Raw genomic sequence first — 15,845 nt, 5'->3', positions numbered from 1 at the left:
GGTTCGATCGGTTCCTCGACCGATGGTGGAACCGGACTCGGCGCGCCCGGGATCTCGTTGCCGGGGTGGATGACGCCTTGGACCCTCTCGGAGACTTTGTCCGTGACTGCCGTCACGGGGTTCTTCTTGGCGCTCACAGAATTCCGATCAGGCGGCTCCGGTACGGCGCAGCGGAGCGCCGGCCCGGTGGAGACTGCGCAGGGCCTGCCGGTAGGAAGCGGCCAGACTGGTCTCCAGGTAGGCAACGTCCAGCTCTTCGCAGTAGCGGCGGACGATGACCTGCGCCTTGCGCAGGTTCGGGCTCGGCATGCTCGGGAAGAGGTGGTGCTCGATCTGGTAGTTCAGGCTGCCCAGGGCGATGTCGGTGAACCAGCCGCCATGCACGTTGCGGGAAGTCAGGACCTGACGGCGCAGGAAGTCCGGACGGTCCTCGCCGGTGAGGATCGGCATGCCTTTGTGATTGGGAGCGAAGATCGAGCCCAGGTACACCCCGAACAGGCCCTGGTGGACGGCGAGGAAGGCGAACGCCATACCGGGCGGCAGCACCAGGAACAACGCGGTGAGGTAGACGGCGAAGTGTCCGAACAGCAGGGCCCCTTCCGTCACCCGGTTCTTGAGCGCGTGGTTCGCCAGCGAACGGACACCCGCCACGTGCAGGTTGAAGCCCTCCAGGGTCAGGAGGGGGAAGAACAGGTAGGCCTGCGAGCGGCCGATCAGCCTGGGCAGTCCCCTGGCGGCATCGGCCTGGCCCTGCGTCCAGACGATCAGGTCCGGGACGATGTCGGGGTCGAGCTGTTCGTGGTTGGGGTTGGCGTGGTGCCGGGTGTGTTTGTCCTGCCACCAGCCGAACCCCATGCCGATACCGGCGTTCCCGGCGATGCGACCGGACCTCTCGCTCGCCCTGCGCAGCCGGAACACCTGACGGTGGGCGATGTCGTGGGACACCAGCGCGACCTGGCCGAAGGCCACGGCGAGCAGCGCTGCGACCGCCAGGGTCCACCAGTTGGCGCCGACCAGGACGAAGGCGGTCCAGGCGCCCGCGTACAGGGCGGTCACGACGGTGAGGCGTGCGGTGTAGTAGCCGGGGCGTCGGTCCATCAGACCGCTGTCGGCGATTTTCTTCGACAGCCGGGCGAAGTCACTTCCCGGGCCCGGCGCGGCACGGACAGTGGTTTCATCGATCACGGTCGTGACCCTCTCGGTGGACGGAGCCCGGAGCAGTGCGCTGCGGGCTCACTCCACGCAGCCGGTCGGCGGGGTCACGGCCCAGTCGTCTCCGCAGGGAGGCGGCTTCCGCAGCGTGTGAGGTAGCTGGTTGTGTGCTTCTGGGTACCCCGGAATCCGTTTCCCGCACCTCCAGACGCCGCGAGGGCGGCTCCGGGGAGTCTCGGCATCGGGTTCTGGACCTCGGCGAGGCCCCGATGCCTGGCCGACCACGCGGGAGAGGCACGAGCGTCGGCGCGATGCCTTGTTCGGCGAGTACCATGGGGGTGCGTCCGTGACCCCGGCGCGTCCTGTCGATTGACGGCGCCGGCCCCCTGATCGCGGACCCCTTCCCCGCACGTGCCAGGTGTTTTCCTCCCCGCACGTGCCAGGTGTTCTTCGGCCAGTGGCAGCGCCTGTCTCTCGGCGAGCTCGCTGCTCATTCCCTACTAGCCTGCCTGCACGCACGCATGCATCTTTGCCTGGTTCTGGTGCGGGTCGGGGAAGCCGAGGCACCGCTGTGCATACGATGATTCTGAACCGGTGCGATGACCGGGCGACCGTCTTCGTGGAGGGTGAGATCGACTTGGCCACCGTCTGGGGCGTGCGCGCGGCCCTGGCCATGTGTCATGCCTACAGGATGACCGGCATCGACGTCGATCTCAGCGCGGTCGGATTCTGCGACGCCAGCAGCCTGAACGTCTTCCTCGCCGCCGACGAGCGGCATGGGGAGTCCGCGGTGGACGTGCGGCTGCATCGGCCGCCCCCGATCGTGCGCCGGCTCTTGCGGATCACCGGTACGGAATTCCTGCTCGCCGAGGATGTGCCTGCCGAGGGTGCGCGCTCGAGCGGACCACCCCTCCCATCCAGCGGCGCCGCATGATCAGTGACCGCATGGCGAAGATCCTGCAGCTGCTTCGGACCGATGCCTGGTCGGACGCGGTGGCGAACGCCGCTGAGCTGCTCGGCGTGGACGGGATCTCGGTCAGTGCGGGCAGCGGACCAGGCGTGGCGGAGATCCTCTGGTCCTCGGGCGCTGTCTCGGACGGCTTCGAAGACCTCCAGATCACACTCGGCCAGGGGCCGGGACCGGACAGCCTGGCCGCCGGCACAGCGGTGCGGGTGCACGATCTGGCCCGCGTGCGCGAGGACCGCTGGCCCGGACTCGTGGCGGAGGCGTCCCTTCTGGCTGTGCAGGCGGTGTTCTGCTTCCCCTTGCGGATCGGGGCCATCACACTGGGGGTACTCACTCTCGTCAGGAGTGTTCCCGGGCCCTTGACAGTTGTACAGGGCGACGACGCCAGCGCACTCGCGGCCGCCTTGACCAAACGAGTACTGGACCTCGGGTTCCCGCTGCTGTCATCACCCGACGACGAAGGCCAGGTGTTTCACCACGCGGTCCTGCACCAGGCGACCGGCATGGTCAGCGTCCAGCTGTCCGTACCGCTGGCGGAAGCCCTGCTCAGGCTGCGCGCCCACGCCTACAGCAACAATCTCAACCTGACCGATACGGCCCGGGACATCGTGGCAAGACGTCTGCGGCTTGCCCCCGAGCTGCCCCCGACGAACGTCATCGACGACGCAGACGAGGACTGATCTCCATGACAACCCGAAACCAGCAGCTCACCGAGGTCTTCGTCGAGGTGGCGGACTCCCTGATCGAAGACTTCGACGTCATCGACTTCCTGCAGAACCTGTCCAGGCGCTGCGTGGAGCTGCTGGACGTAGCCGCCGTCGGCATCCTGCTCGCCGACGAGAACGACCGGCTCCATCTCCTGGCCGCTTCCGACGAGCACACCCGGCTCCTGGAACTCTTCGCGCTCCAGCACGACCAGGGCCCCTGCGTCGAGTGTTACCGCCAGGGCCGGCCCCGCGTCCACATCAGCCTCACCGACCCCGAGGCGGCCGCGAGGTGGCCCCAGTTCACCCGCAGCGCCCAGGACACCGGGTTCGTCGCCACCAACGCCCTGCCGCTCCGGCTGCGCGGACGGATCATCGGCGCGCTCAGTCTCTTCCAGAACAACCCCTCACCCCTCGCCGCCCAGGACCTCGAACTCGCCCAGGCACTCGCCGACGTGGCCACCATCGCGATCCTCCAACAACGCACGCTCGCGCACAGCGAAGCCGAGCGTGACCAGCTCCAGTACGCCCTCAACAGCCGCATCGTCATCGAACAGGTCAAAGGCATCCTCGCCGAGCGCTGGCAGATGACCGTCGACGAGGCGTTCGGCATCTTCCGCTCCTACGCTCGCGCCCACAGCCGCAAGCTCTCCGAGCTCGCCCGGGCCATCACCGATGGCACCCAGGACACGGACGCCGTCCGCGCATTCGACGCACGGACGCCCTGACCCACCCCCGGCATCCCGGTCCCGAAGTCCAGACCCTCAAGACCCTCGATCAGCGAGCGCATCGGAGCCGGTCGCCGGTGCGTACCTCGCATACCGATGACCAGTCGGCTGGTCCGCTTCGGGACAGCCGCAGTGACCTGCGGGGCGCCGGCCTCGGACTCCCGCGCCGTCTCCGCGTCCCGCACCCGGACGGGTACGGAGACGGCGTGCGGCGCCCGGTCGACGCTGATGAGCGCGCTCGCGGTCAGTGGCGGGCCGCCGGGTTCGGATGCCGCCGCCATCAGACGTTCGGCTGCTTCCGGGCCGGTCTCGGGCGGGACCACCAGCAGGTCCCGGCGCATCGACGGCGCCTGGTGGCCGCTCCACCGATCTGACCTCCGAACCGCCCCGGCTGCCGGGTGGACTGCCGTTCGGTTGGGGCATGTCGGCAGCGTCCTGGTGGACGAGGCCGTACGGGCCCCGTTCCCCGGGCGGACCGCTCCGCCGTCGGCCCTCAGGGCACGTCCGAGACGGCCGCAGGCCGGTTCAGTGCCTCCTCCAGCGAGGCCGCGGGCGGCAGGATCTTCGAGAGCCCCGTCAGCCGGAACATGCGGAGCGTCAGCGGATGGGCGCAGACCAGGTGCAGCCGGCCGCCCCGGTCGAGGACGCGGCGCCTGGCGCGGTACAGCAGTCGCAGCCCCGAACAGTCGAAGAACTCGACGCGCCGCAGGTCGATCACGACCTGCGGCGCGGGGTCCGAGGTCGCCGCGTCCAGGAGCGGGGTGATCTCCGTCGAGGCGAGCAGGTCGATCTCCCCGTGCAGTTCCAGCACCACGTGACCGTGGGCATGGTGGATCCGCAGATGACTGGTGCACGGTGCGAAGTCGCTCGCCACGCGGACATCACCTCCAGCCGGCCGCGGGCCCGCTCCCGATGGCTCGAGAGCGGGCTCACCGGAGGCCGGGGCGACGACTCGTCAAGCGATCACTGGACACGACCAGGGCGCCGGTTCGATGTAAAACCGTTTCCTGCTCTGCAAGTTACCCTCGTTGAGGTGAATTCCAGCATGTTCGATTGACATATGTCTTCGCTGTGCGCGGCGAGTTGGCGCGCCATGCTGTCCGCTGCACCCGGCCCTCGCTGCACCCGGCCCCCCGCTGTATCCGGCGGCGCGGTCGCGCGGCCGTCAGTCGACCACCAGGACCAGCTTCCCCGTGGTCCGGCCCGTGTCGCCCAGGGCGTGTGCCTTGGCGGCGTCGGCGAGCGGGAAGGTCTCGGCGACGGTGGCGCGCAGCGCGCCCTTCTCGACGAGATCCGCGACCGCCCTCATGCCGGTCTGGTCGGCGTCGACGAGCATCCGCACCGCCCGGACCCCGAGCCGCTCGGCCTCCTCGTAGAACGCGTCGGACCCGACCGGCAGGATGGAGACGACCACGCCTCCGGGGCGCAGGACACGCAGCGAGCGCAGCCCCGTGTCGCCGCCGACGGTGTCCAGGACGACATCGACGTCGCGCACGGCCTCGGAGAAGTCGACGCTGGTGTAGTCGACCGGCTCGTCCACGCCGATGGACCGCAGGAAGTCGTGCTTGCCCGCGCTCGCGGTGCCGATCACGTACGCGCCGAGGGACTTCGCGATCTGGACGGCCACGTGGCCGACCCCTCCGGCCGCGGCGTGGATCAGCACCCGCTGGCCCGGCCGCACGCCGGCCCGCTCGGTCAGTGCCTGCCAGGCGGTCAGGGAGACGAGCGGGAGGGCCGCGGCCTGCGTGTGGTCGATCACCGACGGCTTACGGGTGAAGGCGCGGGCCGGGCCGGTCACGTACTCGGCGTGCGAGCCGTGGCCGTAGGGGTAGGGCAGCATGCCGAAGACCTCGTCCCCGGGCTGGAGGGCGGCGACGCCGATGCCGGTCGCCTCGACCACGCCGGAGACGTCCCAGCCGAGGACGAAGGGCGGTTCGCCGAGGAACCCGCCGTTCTCGCGGTGCTTCCAGTCGGTCGGGTTGACGCCCGCGGCCCGTACCCGGACCAGGATCTCGTTCGGTCGCGGCGAGGGTCGCTCCAGGGTCACTTCCTCAAGAACCTCGGGACCGCCGAGGACGGTCTGGCTGATGGCTCGCATCGTGTTCACAGTGCTCATGGTGAACCAGCCTGCCCGGAGGCACCCCGGCAGAAAATGGCATGATTGCCAACCTTCGATAAGATCGTGCCATGAGCGAAACGGCGCGGAACGCGGAGCGGGCGGAGCGACCGGGGTACGGGGAGCGAGGGGAGCCGGTGGAGCGCGTGGAGCGCGTCGCGGTCCTGGCGCTCGACGGGGTCTATCCCTTCGAGCTGGGGATGCCCAGCCGTATCCTCGGCGCGGCGGACGGCCGCTACGAGGTGGTGACCTGCACCGTCGACGGAGGTCCGGTCCGTACCGACGCCGACTTCTCCGTCACCGTCGAGCACGGCCCCGAGGTCCTGCGGACGGCGGACACGGTGGTGATCGCCGCCGTCACCCCGGCCGCCCTCCCCGTCGGCCGTTCCGACGAGGTCGCCGCCGCCCTCGCGTGCATCCGTCCGGGCACGCGCATCGTCTCCATCTGCACGGGCGCGTTCGTCCTGGCCGCCGCCGGTCTGCTGGACGGACGCCCGGCGACCACGCACTGGTGTGTGGCCGACGAGTTCCGGCGCCTGTTCCCGCGGGTCGACCTGGACCCGGACGTCCTCTTCGTGGACGACGGCGACATCCTCACCTCGGCCGGAGCCGCGTCCGGCATCGACATCTGCCTGCACATCGTCCGCCGCGACCACGGCAGCGAACTGGCCAACAGGGTGGCCCGGCGCTGTGTGGTCCCGCCGCTGCGCGAGGGCGGCCAGGCCCAGTTCATCGAACAGCCCGTCCCGGAACCCTCGACGGCGAGCACCGCCGCCACCCGCGACTGGGCACTCGCGCGCCTCGGCGACCCGCTGACCCTGACCGATCTCGCCGCCCACGCCGGAATGAGCCTGCGCACCTTCGCCCGCCGCTTCAACGACGAGGTGGGTCTCAGCCCCGGCCGCTGGCTCATCCAGCAGCGCCTCTCCCGGGCCCGCCATCTGCTGGAGGCCAGCGATCTGCCGGTGGACCGGATCGCGGGCGAGGTCGGCTTCGCGACGGGCGCCTCGCTGCGCCAGCACCTCCAGGCGACGATCGGCGTCTCGCCGCAGACCTACCGGCGGACCTTCCAGACCGCGCGCTGATCCCCGCGAGACCGTCCGCGCGAGGCCATGCGCCGTTCCCCGGGCGATCACCCGCACCGGCCGACGAACGAACGTCCGCACCCGTGCGTCGTAGGAGCACGAGCGACGGGTGGAGGAACAGTGGTGGGGACGCGCAGCGGGATCGTGGCCGCGGTGGTGGCGCTGGTGGGGTTCGCGGCGGCGGGGTGCGGCGGGGACGGGCACGAGGGGGTGGTGGTGACCGGCACCGCGCCCGCCGCCCCGTACGCCGGGCCGCTGGACCTTCCGTACACGGTGGAGGACGACGGGGACGCGCAGGAGAGTTCGGGCGCGGCGGGCCGGGCGCTGGAGTGCGAGGGCGCGATCCGGGCGGGCGACGCGGGTGACGCGTGGAGCAAGGGTGACGGCGGTTCGACCCCCGAGGAGGGGCTGGAGGCGTACTTCGACATCTACCAGCCCGAACTGCCCGATCGGGGTTACCGGGTGGAGCGTACCGAAGGGGGTCGCGTCCTGTTCTCGTACGACGTCGCGGGCCGCACCAAGGTCGCCGTCGTCGTCGCCAAGGACCAGCCGCGGCGCCCGGGTTGGGGCCCGGAGACCAGCGCGTCCTGCGACCCTTCCGAGTTCCCGGCGAGCTGGACGAAGGCGCGGGGGTACGAGATCTGGACGGACCGGGACGGCCACCGAGTGCCGACCACCGAGGTGTCCAGTGTGGCGGGCGCCGAGCACTGCGACTGGCAGAGCGCGCACTTCCTCGACCTGGGCCGGTACGGCCGTCAGTACGCGCGCGATCCGCACCGGGTCCTCCCGGCCGAGGCCCTCACCGCCGCCTACGACGGAGACGTTCGCATGCCCGCCGACGCGCGGGACACCGGCTACCGCTACGGCGACTGGAGGCTGTGGCTGACACCGGACCGGTCCACGGCGTACGTCAGGACCTCGGACGGGGTGGAGGCGTGGCCGGCGACGAGCTCGCGCTTCGGCTGCCGGTGAGCAGCCGGGCGGTCCGCCGCCCGGCCCGGCGCGTCACCTGCTCGTGTGCAGGGCGACCAGGAGTTGCCAGACCTCGTCCGCGACGGTGTCCGGGGTGCCCTCCAGCAGGCCGTGCAGCCAGTCCCCGAGGACGCCCGCGAAGGTGGCGGCCACCGCGGAGGCGACGAGGGGGGCGTCCGGCGCGCCGGCGAGGGTGCGCTCGGCCAGGCTGCGGGCCCGCAGGTCGCGGTGGAGCACGAGACCCAGCGGGCCGCCGCCGCCCGGACTCAGCAGCGCGCGGTAGAGACCGGCGTGCGGGGCGAGTCCGGTGAAGAAGGCCCGCAGCGCGGGGGGCGCGGACACCGGGTCGGGCCGGCCGCGCCAGGCGTGCAGCGCCTCCACGGCCTCCCGCACGACATCGGCGCACGCGTCGACCGCCAGGGCCTCCAGATCGGCGTAGTGCACGTAGAAGGTCGCCCGGCCGACCCCGGCCCGCCGTACCAGCGCGGCGACGCCGGTCTCCTCCAGCGGGTGTTCGGCGCACTCCTCCAGCAGCGCCTGCCGCAGCTTCGCGCGGGTCCGGGCGGCGCGCGGGTCGTCGGGCGTCATCCGGCGAGCAGGACGGCGGCCAGGGCGAGCGCCCCCGGCAGCGCCTGGGCGAAGAGGATGCGGCGGTTCGCGGTGACCGATCCGTACACACCCGCGACCACGACACAGCACAGGAAGAAGACCTGCGCGTCATGGCCGGTCGGGTCCGCCGCGACCAGTCCCCACACCAGACCCGCGGCCAGGAATCCGTTGTACAGGCCCTGGTTCGCGGCGAGCGGCGCGGTCGCCCGCGCCATCGGCGCGTCGAACCCGTGGAGACCCCGCCCCGGTTTCTTCTCCCACAGGAACATCTCCAGCACCAGGATGTACGCGTGCAGCGCGGCCACCAGGCCCACCAGCACGCTCGCGGCCGTTTCCATCGTCGGCGGGCTCCGATCCGTCTCGTCACTTCTTGGACAGGTGTCCACTATAGCTGGACGACTGTCCAAGAAGTGACGGCGGCGGCAGTGAAGCCGGAGGGCCGTGCGGCTCAGCGAGGCCCGAAGGCCGTGCGGCTCAGGCGTTCGGCGCGGTGTACACGCGCTCCCCTCCGACGTAGGTGAGCGCGACTCCGGTCTCCTTGAGCGCTTCCGGTGGTCCCGCGAACGGGTCGCGGTCCAGGACGACGAGATCCGCGAGGGCACCCGCCCGTACGCTCCCGGTGTCGTCGAGGTGGTTCACGTACGCCGTTCCCGCGGTGTACGCCGTCAACGCGGCGGTCAGATCGACGCGTTCGGCCGGCAGGAACACCGGCCCCGGCTCGTCCGGGCTCACCCGGTTGACCGCGACATGGATGCCCTGGAGCGGGTCGGGGCTGCTGACCGGCCAGTCGCTGCCCGCCGCCAGCCGCGCGCCGGAGCGCAGCAGCGACCCGAACGGGTACTGCCAGGAGGCCCGTTCGGGCCCCAGGAAAGGGATCGTCAGCTCGTCCATCTGCGGTTCGTGGGCGGCCCACAACGGCTGGATGTTCGCGGTGGCGCCGAGCGCCGCGAAGCGCGGAACGTCGTCGGGGTGCACGACCTGGAGGTGCGCGAGATGAGGCCGGGTGTTGCTCGGCCCGTTCGCCTTCCGCGCCGCCTCCACGGCGTCCAGCGCGTGGCGTACGGCGCCGTCGCCGAGCGCGTGGAAGTGGCACTGGAAGCCGAGCGCGTCCAACTCGGCCACGTACGAGGGCAGACGGTCCGGGTCGATGAAGCTCTTGCCCCGGTTCGCCGTGGCGCAGCCGCACTTGTCGAGGTAGGGGTCGAGCAGCGAGGCGGTGCCGTTCTCAGCGACCCCGTCCAGCATCAGTTTCACGCTGGTGGCCCGGAACCTGCCGTGCCGCAACGCGGCCCGGCGCTCCACGAGTTCGGGGATCTGCTCGGCGCCGCGCTCCCGGTCCCACCACAGCGCGCCGACCACCCGCGCGGTCAGCGAACCGTCACGGGCCGCCGTCATGTACGCCTCCGACGGATCCTCCATGCCGAGGAAGTCCCCGAGGATCGCGTCCTGCCAGGCGGTGACGCCCAGGGAGTGCAGACGGCGCTGGGCGTGCAGCAGCGCGGCGAGCCGGTCCGCCGACGTGGCCGGGGGAGTCAGCCGGCCGACCGACTGCATGGCCCCTTCCTGGAGCATGCCGGTGGGCTCGCCCGAGGCGTCCCGCTCGAAGCGTCCGTCGGCGGGGTCGGGTGTGTCCCGTGTGACGCCGGCGAGTTCGAGGGCGCGGCTGTTGGCCCAGGCGCCGTGATGGTCCCGGTTCGGCAGATACACCGGCCGGTCGGGTACGACCGCGTCCAGGAGCTCCTTGGTGGGCGTACCGCCCGCGAAGGCCTCCATGGACCAGCCGCCGCCCGTGATCCACTCCCGTTCGGGGTGGGCCTCGGCGTAGGCGCGGACGGCGGCCACGGTGTCCTCGGCTGTTTTCGCGCCGGTGAGATCGCACTGGGCGAGTTCCAGGCCCGCCGGGACCGGGTGGACGTGCGCGTCCTGGAACCCGGGCAGCAGCAGCCGCCCGGCCAGGTCGACGACCTCGGTGTCCGGGCCGGCCAGGTCATGGACCTCGGCGTTCCCGACGGCGGTGATGCGTTCGCCGGTGACGGCCACCGCCGTCGCGGTGCGGCCCTCGGGAGTGAACACCGGGCCGCCGGTGAAGAGCAGGTCAGCGTGCATCGTTCCGTTTCCTTGTTCCGTTTCCTTGCTTCGGGTCGCCGGAAGCTCAGTGGGGGGTGGCCAGGAGCTGGGGCGCGTCGGCGTCGGTTCCCCGCCCGGTGGTGAAGTACGCGGACTTGCGGACCCACTTGGCCCACGCCCCGGCCACGAAGCCCGAGACGATCATCAGGGTCGGGGTGAGCAGCAGGAACCAGCCGTTGTCCGCGCTGACCTCGAAATGATCGGCCGAGTCGTAGAAGGACCGGGCGAGATAGCCGCCGAGGCCGAGCAGCGCCACGGCGCTCAGGGCGGGCAGGACGACCGCGCGTATCCCGTCCCGCAGGTTCTCGCGCAGCAGCCCGCGGAACCGGGCGGCCGCCGCGAGGGCGATGAGCGCGTACGACAGAGCCACGACGATCCCGACGGCGTTGACCGTCGCCATGATCATGTCGGCGAGACGGGGAATCACCAGCGAGAGCGTCGCCACCGCAACGGCCATCGTGCCGATGAGCAGCGTGCCCATCGCCGGAGTGCCGTACCGGGCGCTGACCTTGGACCACACGGGCCCGAGCGTACGGTCCCGGCTCATCGCGAACATCCCGCGCGCCGTCGGGATCACCCCGGCCTGCAGCGAGGCGACCGCGGAGAACATCAGCGCCACCAGGGGCAGCGCGGCGAGCGGCTGGTCGGCGAGCCGGTTCCCGAGGAAGGCCAGTCCCTCGGCGCCGTGCCCGGCCAGCTCGTCCTCGGACAGCACCCGCTGGAAGGCCACCGAGCCGAGCAGGAACAGCCCCAGCATCGTCACCAGCGTGATGGTCCCGGCCCGCGAGGCGTCCCGCGGATCGCGCACCTCCTCGTTCACGGTGAACGCCGCCTCGAATCCCCAGTAGCAGAACACCGACAGCAGCAGGCCCTGCGCCAGCGCCGTCGCCGACGGGATCTGGAACGGGTCGAACCAGCTCAGGCTGAAGGGGTGCGGACCGCTCACGATGCCGTACCCGCAGAAGCCCAGCAGGACGACGTACTCGAAGACCAGCAGCCCGGCCTGGAGCCGCGCCGCGGTTCTGACACCGGTCACCGCGGTGAGCGTGACGGCGACGAGGACCACGACGCCCACGGCCGTGGTCTGGGCGGTCGAGCCCGGATCGAGGGCCAGCCCCGCCACCGTGTGCAGGCCCGCCTGGCCGGCGAGCTGGATCATCGCCGAACCGGTCACCGCCGTGGTGTACGCGAGGAACGCCACCGTGGCCACGATGCTCACCCAGCCGACCAGGAAACCCAGCCAGGGACTGAGTGAACGGCCCACCCACACATAGCCGTTGCCCGCGTTCGGCTCGACCCGGTTCAGCCGGGAGAAGGCGCCCGCGATCCCGAGGATCGGCAGGAAGGCCAGCAGCATGATCGCGGGCAGATGCAGCCCGACCACCCCCGCCGTCACTCCGAGGCCGATCCCGATGCTGGTGGTCGCCGCCGTGCTGGAGGCGGCGATGGCGACACCGTCCAGCAGGCCGAGGGTCTTGCGCAAGGACGGGGGATCCACACCGTACGGGTTCTGCGTCATGGCCTGCTCCGATCGCACCCGGGGCCTGGTTCCGGCCCGATGACCGGAAATGAAACTGCCCGGGGCCTTAACAGGTCAACGGCGTTGACATAAGGTGCCCGCACCGGAGGAGGACCACACCGGAGGGATCGCGCACCGCACCGGAGGGAGACCCCATGACGTCCACGAACGACCGTGTCGTCCCGCCCGCCGCCCGGCGGCGCAGACGCCCCACCAAGACAGGCGTCGTCCTCTCCGAGGAACTGATCGTCGAGACCGCCCTGCGGCTGCTCAAGGAGCACGGCGCCGACGCGCTCACCGTCCGCCGCCTCGGCCTCGCCCTCGGCGCCGACCCCAGCGCCCTGTACCGGTACTTCCGCGACACCGACGACCTGCTGCTCGCCATCGCCGACGAGCTCATCGGCCGCACCCTGCGCGCCTGGCACCCCACGGGGGAGTGGCGGGCCGACCTCAGGGAACTCGGCCTGCGCGTGCACGCCGGATCCCTCGCCCATCCGCAGGCCGCCGTGCTCAGCTCCTACCGGGTGACCGGCCGCGCCCACGAGATCCAGGCGGTGGAGACGATCCTCGGGGTGCTCCGCGGCGCCGGATTCCCCGACCCGGAGGCCGTACGGATCTACCACGCCTTCGTCGACCAGGCCCTCGCGTTCGCGGCCCTGGACGCCGCGAGCCTCGCCCTTCCCCCGGCCACCCGAGAGGCCGAGGCCGCCGTGTGGCGGGCGACGTACGCCCGGCTGCCCGCCGACAGCCACCCGAACATCGCGGCGACGGCCCGCCATCTCGTGCACGACATGCGGCGCAGCGCCTATCCGACGGCGCTCGACCTGCTGCTCGGCGCCGCCGCCGCCCGGCTCGCGGAGATCACCGCGGGCGGGTCCGCCGCGGGACCCGCGCCGAACGGGCCCGGCCCGTCACACTGAGGCCCGCTCCACCGTCATCCGTGCAGAGCGACCTGCCCCGGGCAGGTGTGCCGCCCGTACGCCGTCGACCAGGAGGCCGTCCGCAGATGAACCCGCCCGCCCGCACCCGCAAGCAGCGCACACAGGACACGCTCGACCGGCTGGAGACCGACGTCGACGTCTGGGTGTCCACCGCCGACAGCGCCGGGGGAGCGCCGTATCTGGTGCCGCTGTCCTACCTCTGGGACGGGACGACCGTCCTGCTGGCCACCCCCGCCGCCAGTCCCACGGGCCGCAACCTGCGCGCGACCGGTACGGTACGGCTCGGCCTCGGGCCGACACGCGACGTGGTGATGATCGAAGGCACCGTCCGGACACTGGAGGCCGACGAGCTGCCGGAGGGGACCGGCGACGCGTTCGCGGCCCGCACCGGTTTCGACCCGCGCGGACTCAGCACCCACTACCGGTACTTCAGCGTCACCCCGGTGCGTGTGCAGGCCTGGCGCGAGGCCGACGAACTCTCCGGCCGCGACCTCATGCGGGACGGCGCGTGGCTGGTGGCCGATTGACAGCGCCGGAGGGGTGGGACCGGCGCGGCGGGACGGCGGAGCGGCGGGCCGCTGTGGCCGCCCGCCGCGCCCGTCACCTGCCCGGGCCGGACTCGTGACGCGCGCGTCCGCGCCGCTCAGTCGCGGCCGGTCCTGTCGGGGGAGGGCCACACGCCCGTGGACCGTTCGATGGCCTTGGCGCCCGAGCGGTCCACCGCGCTGCGGACGACGGCGAAGATCGCGCCCTGCAGGGCGGCGGCGAGCAGGACCTCGCCCCAGCCGCGGTCCTTGTCCAGGGCGTCGGGAGCGTCCTCCTCATGACGTATCGCCATCCAGGTCTTCTGGAAGGCGAGCCCGGCCAGGGAACCTCCGGCCCAGCTCAGCACGAAGCCGACAGGCTTGTACGCCAGGGGCAGTTTGAGCTTCTTCTGCTTCTTGGACACCGGGACTCCTTCTCCGCTTCCGAGGCCGCGGACCCACTCCGGCCTCCTCCCACCGGGTACGAGTGCCCGTTGTGCCGCCCGTGTACCCCTCGGTCCGATTCTCCAGGCCGTCCCCGTGTGAGGTGGAGCCCCGAGGGAAACCGGCCGGTGTGAGCGGAGAAGAGACGACAGAACCGGTGGAAGCGGCGGATCGCGCCCCGGCGACGCGGCAGCGGCGGCGGAAGGAGGACGGTTCGGACGGCCGGACCAGGGTCACCGTCATCGTGGCGCTGGGCGCCAACCTGGTGATAGCCGTGGCCAAGGCGGTGGGCGGCCTGGCCTCGGGATCGCCCGCGCTCCTCTCGGAGGCCGCGCACTCCGTGGCGGACAGTTTGAACGAGGTGTTCCTGCTGGCGGCGCTGCGCCGCAGCAGGCGGCCCGCCGACCGGAAGCATCCGTTCGGCTACGGCAAGGAGCGGTTCTTCTGGTCACTGCTCGCGGCCGTCGGCATCTTCGTCATGGGCGGCTGCTTCTCCTTCTTCCAGGGCTTCGAGGCACTCCGCAACGGGGCCGAGGAATCCTTCGGCGGCTATATGACCGGGCTCGCGGTGCTCGGTGTGGCCCTGCTCGCGGAAGGGGCCTCGCTTCTGCGCGCCCTCTTCCAGATCCGCGGCAAGGGCGGCGACGGCATGCGCGACCCGGCCCTGCGGACGGTCGTCGCCGAGGACGGCACCGCGGTCCTGGGGGTGAGCCTCGCGATCGTCGGCATGGTGCTCCACATGATCACGGGCCAGGTCGTGTGGGAGGCCTGTGCCTCCTTCGCCATCGGACTGCTGCTCGTGTGCATCGCCTTCTGGCTCGGCAGCGACGCCCGCGAGCAGCTCATCGGACGGGCTGTCGACGAGGAGCAGAGCGGCCGGATCCGTGAACTGCTGAAGGCACAGCCCGAGATCGACAGCGTCGAGGCGCTGCTGACCATGGAGATCGGCCTCGCCTCGACCTTGGTGGCCGCCAGGATCGACCTGGTCCCGGGGCTCGACAGCGAGGAGGTCGAGGAGGTCGCCGTCCGTATCAAGCGCTCGGTCGCCCACACCTTCCCCGAGGCCGGCCAGATCTTCCTCGACGTGACCGACGCCGGAGCGGCGCGAGCGGCCGCGCGCCGCGGCGAGGGCGGAGCGAGCGATGGGGTCCCCACGCGAGACGCGCCGACGGGAGACCCCATCCCCGCGCGCGACCCCGCCACGACAGGAAGCCCCGCCACGACGAGAAGCCCCGCCGCGACGGGGGAGCGCGGCGGGGCCTGACATTCGGGTGCCCGACGTCCTTCGGTTCATGCGCACCGGCACCGCGGAAAATCCGGGTGGCCCGTCGGGGGTTCCCGCGGGTGCGCCGGCCGGTGGGTCAGCCGGTCCCTACGTGGTTCCGGCGGTGTGCCGGAGTCAGGCGACCGGCTCCAGCACGAAGACGGGGATCACCCGGTCGGTCTTCTTCTGGTAGTCGGCGTACGGGGGATACGCGGCGACCGCGCGCTCCCACCACTGGTCCTTCTCCTCGCCGGTGATCTCCCGGGCCGTGAACTCCTTGCGTTCGGGTCCGTCCTGGAGCTCGACGCGAGGGTCGGAGGTGACGTTGTGGTACCAGACCGGGTGCTTGGGAGCACCGCCGAGCGAGGCGACCACGGCGTACCGTCCGTCGTGCTCGACGCGCATCAGCGGGGTCTTGCGGATCTTGCCGCTCTTGGCACCGCGTGTCGTGAGGATGATGACGGGCAGGCCGGTGTCCATCAGGGTCGTTCCCTTGGTCCCACCGGAACTCTCGTACAACTCCACCTGGTCCCGGACCCACTGCGTGGGGCTGGGCTCGTACTCGCCCTCAAGTGGCATGACTTCCGTCCCATCGTCGCGTCGGACTGGTCGTGTCTCGGCACGATTCAACACCAGCACGGACGCGAATTCTCCGCACCGCGGCCCGTGTGGCTCCCCGTGCCGGACCGATCC

Annotated in this window: 17 protein-coding genes; 8 read left to right on the top strand and 9 right to left on the bottom strand. The window is 71.5% G+C overall.

Features of this window, described 5'->3' with window-relative positions:
• Positions 1-147: 147 nt before the first annotated feature.
• Complete coding sequence (locus tag ACFYW9_RS04665) at positions 148-1,185, bottom strand: fatty acid desaturase family protein (protein ID WP_389144681.1); 1,038 nt, start codon at positions 1,183-1,185, stop codon at positions 148-150.
• Positions 1,186-1,732: 547 nt separating this feature from the next.
• Here ACFYW9_RS04665 and ACFYW9_RS04660 point away from each other — a divergent pair.
• From ACFYW9_RS04660 to ACFYW9_RS04650, 3 genes are read left to right on the top strand one after another with little or no spacing between them, the layout of a single operon-like run.
• A complete protein-coding gene (locus ACFYW9_RS04660) occupies positions 1,733-2,086 on the top strand; it encodes an STAS domain-containing protein (RefSeq protein WP_389144815.1) in 354 nt (117 codons plus the stop codon).
• 11 nt (positions 2,087-2,097) lie between these two features.
• Positions 2,098-2,799: an ANTAR domain-containing protein gene (locus tag ACFYW9_RS04655; protein ID WP_389144678.1), complete on the top strand. Its 702-nt coding sequence runs from the start codon at positions 2,098-2,100 to the stop codon at positions 2,797-2,799.
• A gap of 5 nt (positions 2,800-2,804) precedes the next feature.
• Positions 2,805-3,551: a GAF domain-containing protein gene (locus ACFYW9_RS04650; protein WP_389144675.1), complete on the top strand. Its 747-nt coding sequence runs from the start codon at positions 2,805-2,807 to the stop codon at positions 3,549-3,551.
• 493 nt (positions 3,552-4,044) lie between these two features.
• Here ACFYW9_RS04650 and ACFYW9_RS04645 read toward each other — a convergent pair whose 3' ends face one another.
• Entirely contained in the window at positions 4,045-4,425 is a 381-nt protein-coding gene (locus ACFYW9_RS04645; RefSeq protein ID WP_389144672.1) for an anti-sigma factor antagonist, read from the bottom strand.
• 291 nt (positions 4,426-4,716) lie between these two features.
• On the bottom strand, positions 4,717-5,667 hold the full coding sequence (locus ACFYW9_RS04640; protein WP_389144669.1) for an NADP-dependent oxidoreductase: 951 nt from the start codon (positions 5,665-5,667) through the stop codon (positions 4,717-4,719).
• Between the two features lie 137 nt (positions 5,668-5,804).
• Between ACFYW9_RS04640 and ACFYW9_RS04635 the strand changes: the two genes are divergently transcribed.
• Both ACFYW9_RS04635 and ACFYW9_RS04630 read left to right on the top strand, forming a co-directional pair.
• Positions 5,805-6,752, top strand: a complete 948-nt coding sequence (locus ACFYW9_RS04635; protein ID WP_389144812.1) for a GlxA family transcriptional regulator — start codon at positions 5,805-5,807, stop codon at positions 6,750-6,752.
• 123 nt (positions 6,753-6,875) lie between these two features.
• Positions 6,876-7,724 carry a hypothetical protein gene (locus ACFYW9_RS04630; protein ID WP_389144666.1) on the top strand — a complete coding sequence of 283 codons (849 nt, stop codon included), beginning with the start codon at positions 6,876-6,878 and terminating at the stop codon, positions 7,722-7,724.
• A gap of 33 nt (positions 7,725-7,757) precedes the next feature.
• Here the strand turns inward: ACFYW9_RS04630 and ACFYW9_RS04625 are convergent, their stop codons facing one another.
• The 4 genes from ACFYW9_RS04625 to ACFYW9_RS04610 form a co-directional block, all read right to left on the bottom strand.
• Positions 7,758-8,312, bottom strand: a complete 555-nt coding sequence (locus ACFYW9_RS04625; protein ID WP_326783982.1) for a TetR/AcrR family transcriptional regulator — start codon at positions 8,310-8,312, stop codon at positions 7,758-7,760.
• Positions 8,309-8,671, bottom strand: a complete 363-nt coding sequence (locus tag ACFYW9_RS04620) for a DUF1304 domain-containing protein (RefSeq protein WP_389144664.1) — start codon at positions 8,669-8,671, stop codon at positions 8,309-8,311. Before ACFYW9_RS04620 ends, ACFYW9_RS04625 begins: the two co-directional genes overlap by 4 nt.
• A 136-nt stretch (positions 8,672-8,807) precedes the next feature.
• On the bottom strand, positions 8,808-10,439 hold the full coding sequence (locus tag ACFYW9_RS04615; RefSeq protein ID WP_389144662.1) for an amidohydrolase: 1,632 nt from the start codon (positions 10,437-10,439) through the stop codon (positions 8,808-8,810).
• 46 nt (positions 10,440-10,485) lie between these two features.
• Positions 10,486-11,979 carry an APC family permease gene (locus ACFYW9_RS04610; RefSeq protein ID WP_389144659.1) on the bottom strand — a complete coding sequence of 498 codons (1,494 nt, stop codon included), beginning with the start codon at positions 11,977-11,979 and terminating at the stop codon, positions 10,486-10,488.
• Between the two features lie 155 nt (positions 11,980-12,134).
• Between ACFYW9_RS04610 and ACFYW9_RS04605 the strand changes: the two genes are divergently transcribed.
• Together ACFYW9_RS04605 and ACFYW9_RS04600 are read left to right on the top strand one after the other, a co-directional pair.
• A complete protein-coding gene (locus ACFYW9_RS04605; RefSeq protein ID WP_351861001.1) occupies positions 12,135-12,899 on the top strand; it encodes a TetR/AcrR family transcriptional regulator in 765 nt (254 codons plus the stop codon).
• An 86-nt stretch (positions 12,900-12,985) separates the two neighbouring features.
• A complete protein-coding gene (locus ACFYW9_RS04600; protein WP_351860999.1) occupies positions 12,986-13,447 on the top strand; it encodes a pyridoxamine 5'-phosphate oxidase family protein in 462 nt (153 codons plus the stop codon).
• 116 nt (positions 13,448-13,563) lie between these two features.
• On the opposite strand, the gene ACFYW9_RS04595 is transcribed toward ACFYW9_RS04600, so the two are convergent.
• Complete coding sequence (locus ACFYW9_RS04595) at positions 13,564-13,869, bottom strand: DUF4235 domain-containing protein (RefSeq protein WP_389144654.1); 306 nt, start codon at positions 13,867-13,869, stop codon at positions 13,564-13,566.
• Positions 13,870-14,045: 176 nt separating this feature from the next.
• Here ACFYW9_RS04595 and ACFYW9_RS04590 point away from each other — a divergent pair, with 176 nt between their 5' ends.
• A complete protein-coding gene (locus ACFYW9_RS04590) occupies positions 14,046-15,152 on the top strand; it encodes a cation diffusion facilitator family transporter (RefSeq protein ID WP_389144809.1) in 1,107 nt (368 codons plus the stop codon).
• 135 nt (positions 15,153-15,287) lie between these two features.
• Here ACFYW9_RS04590 and ACFYW9_RS04585 read toward each other — a convergent pair whose 3' ends face one another.
• Complete coding sequence (locus ACFYW9_RS04585) at positions 15,288-15,731, bottom strand: nitroreductase family deazaflavin-dependent oxidoreductase (RefSeq protein ID WP_351860997.1); 444 nt, start codon at positions 15,729-15,731, stop codon at positions 15,288-15,290.
• Positions 15,732-15,845 lie beyond the last annotated feature (114 nt).

The sequence above is a fragment of the Streptomyces sp. NPDC002698 genome (assembly GCF_042888945.1).
Taxonomy (GTDB): Bacteria; Actinomycetota; Actinomycetes; order Streptomycetales; family Streptomycetaceae; genus Streptomyces.
The sequence above is the reverse complement of the archived record's forward strand: the minus strand, read 5'-3'. Positions and strand labels throughout refer to the sequence as shown.